18 protein-coding genes are annotated in these 13254 nt (G+C 34.0%); 1 reads left to right on the forward strand and 17 read right to left on the reverse strand.

Features of this window, described 5'->3' with window-relative positions; all coding sequences use genetic code 11:
* The 6 genes from BLP68_RS13060 to BLP68_RS13085 are packed head-to-tail and all read right to left on the reverse strand — an operon-like array spanning position 1 to position 4871.
* Positions 1-192, reverse strand: coding sequence for a Flp1 family type IVb pilin (locus tag BLP68_RS13060; protein ID WP_091544378.1), 192 nt, complete (start codon positions 190-192; stop codon positions 1-3).
* A gap of 31 nt (positions 193-223) precedes the next feature.
* Positions 224-1096 (reverse strand): type II secretion system F family protein, encoded by an 873-nt coding sequence (locus BLP68_RS13065; protein ID WP_091544381.1) that lies wholly within the window; start codon positions 1094-1096, stop codon positions 224-226.
* 3 nt (positions 1097-1099) lie between these two features.
* Entirely contained in the window at positions 1100-1960 is an 861-nt protein-coding gene (locus BLP68_RS13070; RefSeq protein ID WP_242876988.1) for a type II secretion system F family protein, read from the reverse strand.
* 5 nt (positions 1961-1965) lie between these two features.
* Complete coding sequence (locus tag BLP68_RS13075; protein WP_091544384.1) at positions 1966-3207, reverse strand: TadA family conjugal transfer-associated ATPase; 1242 nt, start codon at positions 3205-3207, stop codon at positions 1966-1968.
* A 20-nt stretch (positions 3208-3227) separates the two neighbouring features.
* Complete coding sequence (locus tag BLP68_RS13080; RefSeq protein WP_091544386.1) at positions 3228-4316, reverse strand: AAA family ATPase; 1089 nt, start codon at positions 4314-4316, stop codon at positions 3228-3230.
* A gap of 18 nt (positions 4317-4334) precedes the next feature.
* On the reverse strand, positions 4335-4871 hold the full coding sequence (locus tag BLP68_RS13085) for an A24 family peptidase (protein WP_091544389.1): 537 nt from the start codon (positions 4869-4871) through the stop codon (positions 4335-4337).
* Between the two features lie 390 nt (positions 4872-5261).
* Between BLP68_RS13085 and BLP68_RS13090 the strand changes: the two genes are divergently transcribed.
* On the forward strand, positions 5262-5582 hold the full coding sequence (locus tag BLP68_RS13090; protein WP_091544391.1) for a hypothetical protein: 321 nt from the start codon (positions 5262-5264) through the stop codon (positions 5580-5582).
* 109 nt (positions 5583-5691) lie between these two features.
* On the opposite strand, the gene BLP68_RS13095 is transcribed toward BLP68_RS13090, so the two are convergent.
* The 11 genes from BLP68_RS13095 to ftsY form a co-directional block, all read right to left on the reverse strand.
* Positions 5692-6042 (reverse strand): YraN family protein, encoded by a 351-nt coding sequence (locus tag BLP68_RS13095; protein ID WP_091544393.1) that lies wholly within the window; start codon positions 6040-6042, stop codon positions 5692-5694.
* A gap of 9 nt (positions 6043-6051) precedes the next feature.
* Positions 6052-6666, reverse strand: a complete 615-nt coding sequence (locus BLP68_RS13100) for a ribonuclease HII (RefSeq protein ID WP_091544396.1) — start codon at positions 6664-6666, stop codon at positions 6052-6054.
* A 28-nt stretch (positions 6667-6694) separates the two neighbouring features.
* Entirely contained in the window at positions 6695-7549 is an 855-nt protein-coding gene (gene ylqF / locus BLP68_RS13105) for a ribosome biogenesis GTPase YlqF (RefSeq protein ID WP_091544535.1), read from the reverse strand.
* A 266-nt stretch (positions 7550-7815) separates the two neighbouring features.
* Entirely contained in the window at positions 7816-8178 is a 363-nt protein-coding gene (gene rplS, locus BLP68_RS13110; protein WP_091544399.1) for a 50S ribosomal protein L19, read from the reverse strand.
* Between the two features lie 106 nt (positions 8179-8284).
* Positions 8285-9025: a tRNA (guanosine(37)-N1)-methyltransferase TrmD gene (gene trmD / locus BLP68_RS13115; protein WP_091544401.1), complete on the reverse strand. Its 741-nt coding sequence runs from the start codon at positions 9023-9025 to the stop codon at positions 8285-8287.
* Positions 9025-9519, reverse strand: a complete 495-nt coding sequence (rimM, locus tag BLP68_RS13120; protein WP_091544403.1) for a ribosome maturation factor RimM — start codon at positions 9517-9519, stop codon at positions 9025-9027. Before rimM ends, trmD begins: the two co-directional genes overlap by 1 nt.
* A 153-nt stretch (positions 9520-9672) precedes the next feature.
* Positions 9673-9900, reverse strand: coding sequence for a KH domain-containing protein (locus tag BLP68_RS13125; RefSeq protein ID WP_091544406.1), 228 nt, complete (start codon positions 9898-9900; stop codon positions 9673-9675).
* Between the two features lie 20 nt (positions 9901-9920).
* Positions 9921-10169, reverse strand: coding sequence for a 30S ribosomal protein S16 (gene rpsP, locus BLP68_RS13130; protein WP_091544409.1), 249 nt, complete (start codon positions 10167-10169; stop codon positions 9921-9923).
* Positions 10170-10194: 25 nt separating this feature from the next.
* Positions 10195-11541 carry a signal recognition particle protein gene (gene ffh, locus BLP68_RS13135; RefSeq protein WP_091544412.1) on the reverse strand — a complete coding sequence of 449 codons (1347 nt, stop codon included), beginning with the start codon at positions 11539-11541 and terminating at the stop codon, positions 10195-10197.
* A gap of 18 nt (positions 11542-11559) precedes the next feature.
* Entirely contained in the window at positions 11560-11925 is a 366-nt protein-coding gene (ylxM, locus tag BLP68_RS13140) for a YlxM family DNA-binding protein (RefSeq protein WP_091544414.1), read from the reverse strand.
* Positions 11926-12019: 94 nt separating this feature from the next.
* A complete protein-coding gene (gene ftsY / locus BLP68_RS13145) occupies positions 12020-13246 on the reverse strand; it encodes a signal recognition particle-docking protein FtsY (protein ID WP_091544416.1) in 1227 nt (408 codons plus the stop codon).
* Positions 13247-13254: the final 8 nt, after the last annotated feature.

A 13254-nucleotide genomic window follows, 5' to 3' on the forward strand; every position in this document is an offset into this window, starting at 1 on the left:
CTAAATTGTTGATTCAATTTCCTTTGGATCTATCTCATTACTAGTTATGTTAGCTAATATATTACGTACAAACTCGACTATTGCTTTTCTAAACATTAATGCAAGTCCTACAAGAATTGCCAAAAGAAGAACCAATTCTACTGTTCCTAATCCGTCCTCTTCATATATTAATCTTGATAAAAGCTTTAACAAAACGTCACCCCCCTTCAACACCGACACTTATTTACATACTATATAAAGCTAAAACAGCAGGTGTTAAAACAATTATCAAAATAGCACATAATATCATCATCATAGGAAATAAGAGCTTCGTCGATGCCTCTTCCCCTAGTGTTTTAGCTGTGTTTCTTCTCATAATCCAACATTCATTTGAAAGAAGCCTTAGCATAGAAGCCATCTGAGAATTACCTTTTTTAATAGTCTGCAAAAGTATAGCTACAAATTTAAAAACCTCAGGGACTCTACATCTATGGGCAAAATTTTCAAAGGCCTCCATTTCCGCCTTTCCCCCTTGTATTTCCATTAGAGTTTCATTAATCTCCTTATATAGGGGTCTTTCTATGTTTGAATCCGTAGCAATGCGTTCTAAAGCTGCTGATACAGTTAAGCCAGCATCAATCAACAAAGCGATTTTGTTTACAAATTCGGTAAAATCAAGCTTCAACAGAATATGCCGTCTTCTAATTTTGATTTTGATTTCATTCCCTAACCCATATGCAGTTAAGAACAAAATAGCAAAGTATAATAATAAATGTGTTAATGTAATAGTTTCGATTCCTAACACCATTCCATAAAAGCAAATTACTATTCCTTCAATTAACATAATTGTAATTATATTAGCCCAATGAATTCTTTGAAAAGATCGTCCCTTCTTAACACCATATAACTCAATAAAGTTATTGAATAACCTTTTATCATAAGAGCCTCTAAACTTATAGTTTACACAATCTAATATAAGCAAGCCTACCGGTAATAGTTTTCTTAATGGATATTCTGTAGAGTTTGTCAGTGCAGTAAATTCCTCATATTTATTTCTTGATAAAATATATAACATAAAAAATGTACATACATGTATGAATAAAAAGAAAAATATCATTCTCTACACCTCTATATTCATAATTCTTTTTGATATTATTAATGCAGCTACTATCATGACAAATGCTACAGTCATTACAATCCTTCCAATTATAGTTGTAAAAACCGGCTCCATATAGTCCTTAGCAACTATAGATAAAGTGATAATCAATGCAAAGGGTGTAATACTTAGAATTTTTTGATCAAATTTCCTTTGAGCCACCATTAAGTTTAGTTCCTGAGTAAAATAAATCTTTTCTCCAATGGTTTTAGCTGTAGTTCCCATTACCTCAATTAGATTACCACCTGCTCTTTTACATGTATTAAGCACCTCCGAAAAGTTACGAATGTCATCCAGCTTCGATCTGGCAGCAAGGTCTGCTATGGCTTCTTCAACTGTATCATTTAATTCCAATCGCCTTACTACAATAGTTAGTTCCCTAATGATTAATGTATCAGGATCATCATACATAATTTCCAAATCACCTAAGGAATCTTTAATTGCTGTTTCAAGTGATTTACCAACTGAAAGGGAAGATGAAATTCCATACATTGCCTCTTTAAATTGGTTTAATAACTGAAGTCTTCTATTTTGTATGATTTCTTTTCTTTTATACTTTGGATATATAACAGAAAAAGGAGTCAACAGCAGGGCAGTATAAAAGTGTTGATAAAAAATATAGCCGATTATAAAAAGAAGGATTGCAGCGCTGAATATATACATTAAGTACTCATTTTTTGTCATAACATAATCGTCATAATCAACGATACCTTTATTAGTTAGATGAGAGGATGTATTTAATGTTAGCTTATCTTTTAATAATAGGATTACTAGAAACACTAATGAAATAAAAATCAAGAAAACAATTATATTTCTTACTAACATATAATTCACTCCCATAATAAAGGTAATCCAGCTAATTTAAGCTTTTCACTATTCTTTAACCCATTTCCGGTAGACACCAATGAGCCTTCTAATCTGTCAGATGAAGCTTCTACTGCTTCTTTAAAGTGATATAGTGGATTAAGTAATATTTCACCCTTGTGATAACCAACCACCTCACTAATTTCCAGCACTTTTCTAGACTTGTCCCTCATTCTTCCTAGATGAATAATAATATCAATAGCTGATGCAATTTGTTGCCTAATGGCTTCGATTGGTAACTGTGCCCCACTCAGCACCATTGTTTCAATTCTACTAAGCATGTCTCTGTTGGAATTACCGTGTCCCGTAGACAATGACCCATCATGGCCAGTATTCATGGCTTGTAGCATATCAATTGCTTCACTTCCCCTTACTTCACCTACAATTATTCTATCTGGGCGCATTCTTAATGAAGCCTTTATCAGATCCCTTATTGAAATGGTTCCTTTGCCCTCGGTATTAGCATTTCTAGTTTCTAATCTTACTAAGTTAATCACATTAGTAATTTGAAGCTCTGCAGAGTCTTCAATGGTTATTATTCTTTCATCAATAGGAATAAAATTTGAAAGTGCATTTAAAAATGTAGTCTTTCCTGACCCTGTACCACCACATATAAATATGTTATATTTTCCTTTAACAAGACTTTTCAGAAGCTTTGTTGCCTCTTGACTTATTGAACCGTATTCTATCAGCTGCTCCATAGATATAGGCTTCTCAGGAAACCTTCTAATTGTAAGTATAGGCCCATTTAATGCAATTGGTGGTAGGACAATATTTACCCTTGACCCATCATTTAGCCTCGCATCAACTATAGGAGAAGCTTCATTAACAGCACGATTAACCTTTGCTACAATAGTTTGTATTATATCCTCAAGCTTTTTCTGACTTATAAATTTAGTATCTAATCGATGGGTTTTTCCTTCCTTCTCAACAAATATATCTGAAGTTCCATTAACCATAATTTCTGTAACAGATGGATCCTCTAAAATCGGCTGCAGTATATCAAGGCGTCTCATATCATTAAAAACTCTTTGAATAGTTTGATACTTTTCATCTAACCCTAAGTTTGTATCCCTTGACTTATCAAACACTATTTCTTCAATTGCTCCCTCAATTTCATCATCAGTTGGGTCTTTATTAAAATCAACTTGATCTCTTACAATCTCCTTTACTTCTTTAATTAGATCATTCAACCGGTTCTCATCCATGTTCTTCTCCTTTACTTGATCTATAATAGCTTTAACATATTTGAGAGGGGCTCAATCAACAATAAATTGTTAATAATGGCTGAGCCCTTTAGCTTCGATAAGCCATTAATATAAGGTAAGTAAATCGCCTTTTTATTATTTATAGATAGCTGTGTTCCACCAACAGTATCATCAGCTTTATTTATAACCAGCTGTATGTTATCCTTACTAAAGAGCTCTTCATCAGCTGAAAACCTATCGATTTCCTTTATAAAGCTATTGCCTTTTATCTGGGAAGATATATCTTGATTTAGCACCAATAGCAGCCTATTACATAGGCTTATTTGATTCCATTTTTTCATATTTATTCCGCTATCAAAGTCAATGATTATATAATCATACTGGTTGCTTTCTTTTAGTGTATTCACCAATAAGACAATTTCCTCCCAGCTAATTTCCTCAAAATCAGCTAATCTTTCTACTGGTGGAAAGTAATGTATGCCTAAAGTGGTATCAAATTGACGAACTCCTTCAATTTTTAATAATATGTTTTTCTTCTTATTTTTTAGATAGTAGAATAGATTCGATATATTTTGAGATTTCATGTCTTCAAAATATACAGCTGTTGAAGGGACATTTTCGAGATTCAGGTAAAATACACTCTTTCCCCTTTGAGCATGTATATAGCTGGCCAATATAGCAATTGTTGTTTTCCCTGAGCCCCCTACAGGAGAATATACTCCTATGATAGTGGTCTTAGCTTTATCTTCCGGCTTCAAATATTGGTTTGGATAGGTTTCAATATAAAGATTTAAAATGCTTGCTGCTATTTGATTTCCTAGTTGGTATTTTTTTATATATGGAAATCCATCTAGTGTAGTAGACAATATTCCCTCTATTAGAAGTATAATTAACTTAATATTGCTTTTTTCTATAGCTTCTGTATACATTAAAGGGTTTATCAACAAAATATCTATTCTGTGATCTTCCTTATCTAATACTTCCCATAGATACTCTATTTGAGTAAAAAAGCTAACATGGAATCGTTGAGAGAAGTTGTTCATTAAGTAGTGTTCTAACGCCCTTAAATAGTCTGTGTCTGAGTCTACTATTGCAAGGTTTAGCTTCAAATTAAATCCCTCCTAAATCTATTTCATATAAATTGTGGTCACTAAAGTTACTAGTGATGCTGCAAATATTGCAGTTGCTAGAGGAAACCTAGCATCCTTTGAGGAAACAATGTCTTCATAGGGTAGTAATTTACCAATTATTAAACAACTCTTAATATAGTTGTATAGTATATTGAATCTTTCTTTAGCATTTTTTCTTACCATCATAATAATTAAGCATGCTATACCACCTATAAGAAAAGAAAGGGGAATACACAATATTATAAATTCACCCCCCATAATAGCACCTATCCCACTAAATAGCTTTATATCTCCAGCACCAAGCATTCTTAATGCAAAAAGTAATACTAAAAGAATTATAGGGATAAAAATCCCCTTCATAGACTCTATCAAACCTATTGTTTGCTTTTCATAGATATTGATAACTATACCTAAAATTATCGGAGGAAGTACAATGCGATTGCCTATTCGATAGGTTTTCAAATCACTTACTAATGCAAATACAGTTAATAGTAATAATAGTAATATTTTAATTAAATAAATATCTATTTTCATTAGCCCCTCCTTATTTACTTTATTGATTATTATTTAGTTACATTTTATTTATTACTATTCTATAATTAGCAGAAAATTCCTTTATCGAAATCTGTCTAGTTTTGTCATTTATGTAGTTTTCCTTATTTTTTTGCTGATTTTCAATCAAAATATACCAAAAAATACATAATAAAAGAGAAACAAATAGTAACATTTATATGTTAAGTTTATGTTTCATTTGTTAACTTTTTTTATCAACTTTACTCAGTGGTCTTGAAAGGAATCTAACTTAAAAGCTATTTCTTTAGCTTAGTAAAACTATTTTCAAAGGTTTTCTATAGGTGTGTAGAATGATATAATTATTAATAAGAAATAAAAGGGACACATCCATTTATTTTGGGAGGAATATTTATGGCATGGTGGTATGGGCAACAAGATTCAACCAAAGGAGCTTGGGATATAGATTTGCATGAAAATAAAGCCTATAGAAATAGAAAAGCGGCAATTAAGATAATAACTAGAGGGATCATTTATTTACTTCTTTTTCTTGCCTCATTTCCATTATTTCCAATAATGGTGGCATTTGCAGAGAAAATGGAAAGTTTGTTGCTTCTGCGGTTGTTAAAGGTATTAGCCTTTGGTGTTCCGGTTTTAGGAATAGCCAGTTTGCAAATTCCAATTGGAATATACTACCTCATTAAATATTTTAAGGTGAAAAATAACATTTATTAAATATTTGTTACCAAAGCAAAAAGACAGATCTCTTTTTAAAGAGTCTGTCTCAAAATATATATTTTCAAAAGTATTCAGATTCGCTATAAAAGCTATGTGGTTACTGGTTTTAAAAGGCGTTTTCAATATGTATAACTTCATTCTTATCGCTATTGATTATAATTTCTATAACATCAAACCTAAAGTCTTTTCCTCGACTTAATGGTTGATTCTGGATAAAGTGTTCTGCTAGCCTTCTATAATTCATCTGTTTTTTATAATTAATAGCCTCCCTTGGCATACCGTAGGTGGTTGATTTCCTTGTTTTAACTTCCACGAATACTACTACATTATTCTTGCCTGCAATTATATCAATTTCTCCAAACCTAGTTCGATAATTTTGAAACAGTATACTATAACCTTTATCAATTAAAAGTCGCCTGCCTATTTCTTCACCTATATTACCGATCTTCTTCTTCACTTTTTGACCCTAGCCCATTATTTTCTTGATAAAGGTTTTTCGATGTAGCTGACTAGGGCCATGGTTAAGGAGAGCTTCACGATGTAGCTTGGTTCCATAACCCTTGTGTTGATCTATTCCATAATTAGGGTACTCCTCAGCCCATTTAAGGCACATTCTGTCTCTAATAACCTTAGCTACAATAGATGCAGCAGCTATTCCATGGGAAGTATCATCTCCTTTGATGATGGCTGTTTGTGGGATTTCTATATCAATACTTTCAGCATCTATTAAGAGATATTCAGGCACTACAATGTTTCCTTCTGAGTCCTTTAGACTTTTTATAGCTTTTTTCATAGCTAGACGAGTAGCATTTTTTATATTTATTTCATCAATAATTTTAGCAGATACCGTCCCAACACCAATTGCTATTGCTTGTTCTTTTATAGCCTCATACAGTACTTCTCTCTTTTTAGCACTTAGTTTTTTTGAATCTCTAACACCTTCTATATATAATCCCTTGGGCAAAATAACTGCAGCTGCTAAGACACTTCCAAATAAGCAGCCTCTTCCTACTTCATCCATACAAGCAATTTTTTCATAGCCTGCATTCCAGAGACTATTTTCTAACTCAAGCATTATCATGTTATCATCCCCACTTTATTAAACAAAATTATTCAATTTCTGAAGGCTTTTCAAGAGTAATTCTTCCTATTTTTCCTCCCCTGAATTCATCTAGTATAATATTAGCAGTACGAGTATAGTCAAATTCCCCACCCTTTATAATACAGCCACGACTTTTTGCAATCATTTCCATGGTTTCAAGGGGAGTTTCTCCTACTGCTGCTAATGAATATCGTTCTTCAATGTTTTTTGAATGCTCCTTCATTAAATGTTCTATTAATTTTAGAGCTAAGCTGTCAACATCCATTATTTGATCCCTTATTGCTCCAGTAAAGGCTAGCTTAAGTGCAACCTCTTGATCTTCGAATTTGGGCCATAGAATACCTGGAGTATCTAGTAGCTCCAAATTCCCTTTTAATCTGATCCACTGTTTACCTTTAGTTACTCCTGGCCTATCTCCAGTTTGGGCACTCTTCTTACCTGCTAATTTATTTATCATAGAGGATTTACCTACGTTGGGTATTCCCACCATCATTATTCTTACTGCCCGCTCTCTTCTACCCTTTCTTAAAAGGGCCTCCATCTTTTCCTTTACTACTGCTTCACCCTCCGCCAGTACCTGTCTAAGGCCTTTTCCGCTTATGGTGTTTACAGGAATTGCAGTAATACCTTTGTTTTTATAATATGTAACCCAACGGTTTGTAGCATCTTCACTAGCCAGGTCTGCCTTATTTAATATTACAACTCTAGGTTTATTAGTGATTATTTCATCAATCTCAGGATTTCTACTACTTAATGGAATTCTAGCATCCAATAGCTCATACACAACATCAATTAGCTTCAGCTGTTCCTTTAAAAGCTCCCTAGTCTTCTTCATATGCCCTGGAAACCAATTTATATTCATCATTATATCACCTCCTATGGTATTAAGTAATTTGTAAAATACAATGTTAAATGTTGATTGTTGAATGCTAAGTTGTTGGTTGATTAACAATATTTTCTTTGCATACTCAGAGTGATACCAAGATTTATTTTTTTATTTCATTTAGTTTTCCCAATTCTTTAAGTTTTCAACTAAATTGATTCTTTCATTCAACATTAAACATTCAACATTATTAACTTTCATTTATATAAGGAAAGGGACTGTAAACAGTCCCTTTTTTGAAATATCTATGCTTTCTTATTGTACTTTTTCTTTTCCTTAATTTTAAAGGCTGCCTTACCAACTCTATCTCTAAGATAGAATAGTTTCGCTCTTCTAACTTTACCTCGACTAACCACATCGATTTTTTCAATTTTAGGAGAGTGCACAGGGAATGTTCTTTCTACACCTACACCATAAGAAATTCTTCTTACAGTAAAGGTTTCAGAAATACCTCCACCTTGTCTTTTAATAACAATTCCTTCGAATATCTGAACTCTTTCTCTATTACCTTCTTTAATACGTACATGTACTTTTACTGTATCTCCAGTATTGAAATCTACCATATCTTTTTTAAGCTGATCATTTACGATTGATTTAATTAAATCCATTGCTGTCCCTCCTCTCTTCCTAGACGTTCATATGACTCCTTCATAGAGGACCGCCCGTAATACCTTTGTAATTATATCATACCCATTTTCCAATAGCAATAGGTAGTTACAAACTATCCTTTAATTCCTGGATTATTTTCACTTCTTTTGCTGTTAGCTTTGTGTTTTTTAATAAATCAGGCCTTTTCTTAAAGGTGATTTCTAGTGATTTTCTACGTCTCCAATTATCAATTTTTTTATGATCTCCTGATGTTAGTACCTCAGGAACCTCCATACCTCGAAAATCACGAGGTCTAGTATAATGTGGATACTCCAGAAGTCCCGAGTAAAAGGACTCTTCTTGGTATGATTCCTCCTGTGAAAGTACTCCTGGTATCAATCTAGCTACAGCATCAATTACAACCATAGCTGGAATTTCACCACCTGTTAATACATAATCACCTATAGATATTTCATCTGTTACTAGATAATCTATAGCTCTCTGATCAATACCTTCATAATGTCCACATATAAAAATCAGACAATCCTCTTTAGCTAAGGCTTCAGCTGCTTGCTGATTAAAGGGTTTTCCTTTAGGAGACATATATATAGTCTTGGGGTTAATAGCACTGCCTAGCGAGTTAATTACAGCTTTATAGCTGTCAAAAATAGGCTGAGGGGTCATAACCATTCCTGCTCCGCCTCCGTAGGGATAATCATCAACCTTCTTATGCTTGTTGTCTGTATAGTCCCTTATATTGATGCACTCAATATCCAGCAGGGCTTTTTCTCGTGCCCTTTGAAGTATACTTGTTCCTAAGGTGTTTTTAAACATTTCAGGAAACAGGGTTAACACTCTAACAATCATTAAATCATTCCTTCAATGGGTTTTACAATGATTTTTTTTGCTTCTATATCAATTACAGGCATAAATTCCTTTACTGCCGGTATCATGACTTCCTTACCCTTATCATCCCTAATAACGTATACTTCGCTTGGTCCTGTTTGTATTATATCCTTAACCTGTCCTAGATAGACTTCATCTATAGTATAAACATCCAGACCAATAAGATCAATTATATAATAGGTGTCCTCTGGTAGCTCTCTACGCTGAGTTTCATCTATATATAATTGTTTTCCCTTAAGCCCTTCAACTAAATTAATATCCTCATAATCATTAAAGGTAAGCACAACCATATTCTTAACATACTGAAGCTTTTTTATTATAAGCTTATGGGTTTTATCCAAATAAACATATTGTAATTCCTCAAAACGTTCTGGATAGTCGGTGGTTGGAATAACCTTAACACCACCCCTTATACCATGAGTATTTACTATCTTTCCAACTCTTAAAAATTGCATATATCCACCCGCTTCTTAAATAGGTTCAGATAAATAGAAAACCCCCATATCCTTCATCGATAAGAAAATCAGTACCCCACGTATAAATACGCTGTAGTGGCAGTGTTCCCTTATGTCTCAGATTTGGGGGCTTTTATTAGTCTAGTTTTATGATTAGATGATTTCAACAATTACTCTTTTATTATCCTTAGTTGCTGCAGCCTTCACTACAGTTCTAATGGCCTTAGCAATTCTACCTTGCTTACCGATTACTTTACCCATATCTTCTGGGGCTACCTTCAATTCTACAATAATGGATTGATTTCCTTCGATCTCGTTGACAACAACTTCGTCAGGACAATCTACTAAAGCTTGTGCAATTACTTTCACTAATTCGCCCATTTGTGTAAAACCCCCTAACATTATTCTCCAATAATGCCGCTTTTCCTAAGTAGATATTTTACAGTATCAGTAGGTTGTGCGCCATCTTTTAGCCACTTTACTGCCTTTTCATCATCTATTTTAATTTCCTTTGGCTCGGAAACCGGATTATAGTATCCTATTTCTTCAATGAATCTACCATCTCTTGGTGCACGTGAATCAGCCACCACGATTCTGTAGAAAGGTCTTTTTTTAGCACCCATCCTTTTTAATCTTATCTTAACTGCCATTTATTTCACCTCCTTAAAAGTACATTTAAAATTTATTTCCAAAGGGAAGCTTAAATTTTCCTCCCTTTTTAACACCCTTATCCATATCAGCAAACTGCTTCATCATTTTTCTAGTCTGCTCAAATTGCTTAAGTAGACGGTTAACCTGTTGAACTGAAGTACCACTTCCTGCTGCAATTCTTTTTCTTCTACTACCATTTAGCAAGGAAGGATTTTGTCTTTCCTGCTTAGTCATTGACTGAATAATTGCTTGTATATGGACAAGCTCCTTTTCATTTACCTCTAATCCTTTTAGTTGCTTACCTGCACCAGGTATCATCTCCAAAAGCTGACTTATAGGTCCCATATTTTTCATTTGCTGTAGCTGGTCTAAAAAGTCATCGAAAGTAAATGATTGTGTTTTAATTTTGTTTTCTAATTCTTTAGCCTTCTTTTCATCAAAGTTAGCCTGCGCTTTTTCTATTAGGCTTAATACGTCTCCCATCCCCAGTATTCTGGAAGCCATTCTATCGGGGTGGAAAATTTCTATATCATCTAGCTTTTCTCCTAAAGCAGCAAATTTAATTGGTTTATTTGTTACTGCTCTTACCGAGAGGGCAGCCCCGCCTCGTGTATCTCCATCCAGCTTAGTTAGAATCACACCATCTATCCCAAGCTTTTCATTAAAGTGTTCAGCAACATTTACTGCATCCTGTCCAGTCATAGAATCTACAACTAGAAGAATTTCATGGGGTTTGATATTACTTTTAATGCTTTGTAGCTCTCCCATAAGCTCATCATCTATATGAAGTCTTCCTGCAGTATCCACAATAATTACATCGTTGCCATTACTAATTGCATGTTCTAAACCAGCCTTGGCAATATCAACAGGATTTTGCTTGTCTCCCATTGAGAAAACAGGTACATCAACCTGACCACCAACAACCTGTAGCTGCTTTATTGCAGCTGGACGATAAATATCAGCCGCTATTAAAAGTGGTCGTTTACCCTGTTTTTTTATCAGCTTAGCAAGTTTTCCACCGGTTGTTGTTTTACCAGCTCCTTGTAGGCCCACAAGCATAATAACAGTAGGTGGCTTGGAAGAAAAATTTATTTTGCTCTGGGTCGTACCCATTAAAATAGTTAATTCATCATTAACTATTTTAATTATCTGCTGTCCAGGAGTTAGGCTTTCTAAAACCTCTGCACCAATGGCCCTTTCCTTGACTTTATTAACAAAGTCCTTTACCACCTTAAAGTTTACATCTGCCTCAAGAAGGGCCATCTTGACTTCTCGCATTGCGTCATTAACATCTTTTTCGTTGACTTTACCCTTGCCCTTAAGCTTATGCAGGGTGTTCTGTAGCTTTTCCGCCAATCCCTCAAAAACCATCATGAAACCTCCTTGAGATTAGTTCAGCATATCCGTCAATAGCTCTTTAATAATATTTGTTTCCTGTCTTAATACTTCCTTAGAAGCACCAGTATTTATAAGATTATCCAGACCTATGATTTTTTGAAGTGCCTTTTCAACATTTTCAGTTTTATCTGTAAATAACTGTATTAGTTTGAGTTTTTCTTCATATTCATATAATATCTTTTCAGTTCTTTTTATTGTGTCATATACAGCCTGTCGTGATATATTAAATACCTCAGCTATTTCGCTTAATGAGAAATCCTGATTATAATAGTAGTCAATCATATCTCTCTGACGTTCGGTCAAAAGCTGACTATAAAAATCATAAAGCATAGTAATCTCAATAGTTTTTTCTATCATAAAATCACTTCCTATGATTTTTAGCTGTAAAGGTAGTTTGCTTTACAGAAGTATTTTATAATAAAACCATGATACTGTCAAACACTTTTTATAATTATTCTTCTCCGAACAACGCATTAACAAAACTTTGGGAGTCAAACTCCTGTAAATCCTGCATCTTTTCTCCTACACCAATAAGCTTAACAGGTATTGCCAGCTCCTGACTTATACCTACCACAACTCCACCCTTTGCAGTTCCATCCAGCTTGGTAAGCACCAAACCAGAAATATCTGTAGCTTCTTTAAAAACCTTTGCCTGTTGAATAGCATTTTGTCCGGTAGTAGCATCCAACACAAGTAAAACTTCTCTGGTGGCCGTCGAATATTCTCTTTCAACAATTTTCGATATTTTTCCTAATTCATTCATAAGATTTTTCTTATTATGAAGTCTACCTGCCGTGTCACATATTAAAACATCAGCCTGTCTTGCTTTAGCAGCTTGAATTGCATCATAAATAACTGCTGCGGGATCTGACCCCTCTTGATGGCTAATTACCTCTACTCCTACCCTATCACCCCAAATTTTTAGCTGCTCGACTGCTGCAGCCCTAAATGTATCACCGGCGGCTAGAAGCACCTTTTTGTTTTGTTTTTTAAGCTTATGTGCTATTTTCCCAATAGATGTAGTTTTACCAACACCATTGACTCCAACTACAAGAATTATTGCCGGGGAGGGCTCAATATTTAATTTTTCGTCTGCAGAAAATTTACCTAAAATTTCTTTAAGCTCTTCCTTCAACAACTCTTTTATCATTTCTGGTTCCTTAATTTTATCTGTTTTTATTTTATCCCTTAATGAATCCATAATGCTCATGGTGGTTTGTACACCAATATCTGCTGTTATTAGAATTTCTTCTAATTCCTCCAACAGCTCCTCATCAATCTTTTGATAGGATTTAACAAGGTTTTCTATTTTTCCTGTAATACCCTGTTTAGTCTTTGAAAGCCCTTCTTTAAGGCGTTTAAAAAGGTTAAAGGGTATTTCTTCCACTTCTTCTGGTTCTGGCTCTTTTTCTGGTTCTTGCTCTTTTTCTGGTTCTTGCTCTTCTTCAGGTTCTTCCTCCAAGAAATCTATCTCATCGTTAAATCCTTTTTCTAGTATTTCAATTGTTTCATCGGTAAGTGGCTCTTCAGTCTCTTCTGCCTCCAATATTTCTATTTCATCATCCTCTTCTATTTCAATAAGATCCTCCGATAAGTGCTGAATTTCCTCAATATCCTCACGCTTCTCTAATTCCTTCTTATCTTCTTTTTTAAATCTATCAAATAGCTTTTTAAACATAAAAATTC

Origin of the sequence: Alkaliphilus peptidifermentans DSM 18978 (genome assembly GCF_900101495.1) — a bacterium.
Classification (GTDB): domain Bacteria; phylum Bacillota; class Clostridia; order Peptostreptococcales; family Natronincolaceae; genus Alkaliphilus_C; species Alkaliphilus_C peptidifermentans.

What these genes read in the sequence shown, in the direction of transcription:
- rpsP (WP_091544409.1), bottom strand. Translation starts at nt 10,169, where the DNA reads ATGGCAGTTAAGATAAGATTAAAAAGGATGGGTGCTAAAAAAAGACCT.
- BLP68_RS13075 (WP_091544384.1), bottom strand. Translation starts at nt 3,207, where the DNA reads ATGGATGAGAACCGGTTGAATGATCTAATTAAAGAAGTAAAGGAGATT.
- BLP68_RS13100 (WP_091544396.1), bottom strand. Translation starts at nt 6,666, where the DNA reads ATGATAATGCTTGAGTTAGAAAATAGTCTCTGGAATGCAGGCTATGAA.
- BLP68_RS13085 (WP_091544389.1), bottom strand. Translation starts at nt 4,871, where the DNA reads ATGAAAATAGATATTTATTTAATTAAAATATTACTATTATTACTATTA.
- ylxM (WP_091544414.1), bottom strand. Translation starts at nt 11,925, where the DNA reads ATGATAGAAAAAACTATTGAGATTACTATGCTTTATGATTTTTATAGT.
- BLP68_RS13090 (WP_091544391.1), top strand. Translation starts at nt 5,262, where the DNA reads ATGGCATGGTGGTATGGGCAACAAGATTCAACCAAAGGAGCTTGGGAT.
- trmD (WP_091544401.1), bottom strand. Translation starts at nt 9,025, where the DNA reads ATGATTGTTAGAGTGTTAACCCTGTTTCCTGAAATGTTTAAAAACACC.
- BLP68_RS13125 (WP_091544406.1), bottom strand. Translation starts at nt 9,900, where the DNA reads ATGGGCGAATTAGTGAAAGTAATTGCACAAGCTTTAGTAGATTGTCCT.
- rplS (WP_091544399.1), bottom strand. Translation starts at nt 8,178, where the DNA reads ATGGATTTAATTAAATCAATCGTAAATGATCAGCTTAAAAAAGATATG.
- rimM (WP_091544403.1), bottom strand. Translation starts at nt 9,519, where the DNA reads ATGCAATTTTTAAGAGTTGGAAAGATAGTAAATACTCATGGTATAAGG.
- BLP68_RS13065 (WP_091544381.1), bottom strand. Translation starts at nt 1,096, where the DNA reads ATGATATTTTTCTTTTTATTCATACATGTATGTACATTTTTTATGTTA.
- BLP68_RS13070 (WP_242876988.1), bottom strand. Translation starts at nt 1,960, where the DNA reads ATGTTAGTAAGAAATATAATTGTTTTCTTGATTTTTATTTCATTAGTG.
- ylqF (WP_091544535.1), bottom strand. Translation starts at nt 7,549, where the DNA reads ATGAATATAAATTGGTTTCCAGGGCATATGAAGAAGACTAGGGAGCTT.
- ffh (WP_091544412.1), bottom strand. Translation starts at nt 11,541, where the DNA reads ATGGTTTTTGAGGGATTGGCGGAAAAGCTACAGAACACCCTGCATAAG.
- ftsY (WP_091544416.1), bottom strand. Translation starts at nt 13,246, where the DNA reads ATGTTTAAAAAGCTATTTGATAGATTTAAAAAAGAAGATAAGAAGGAA.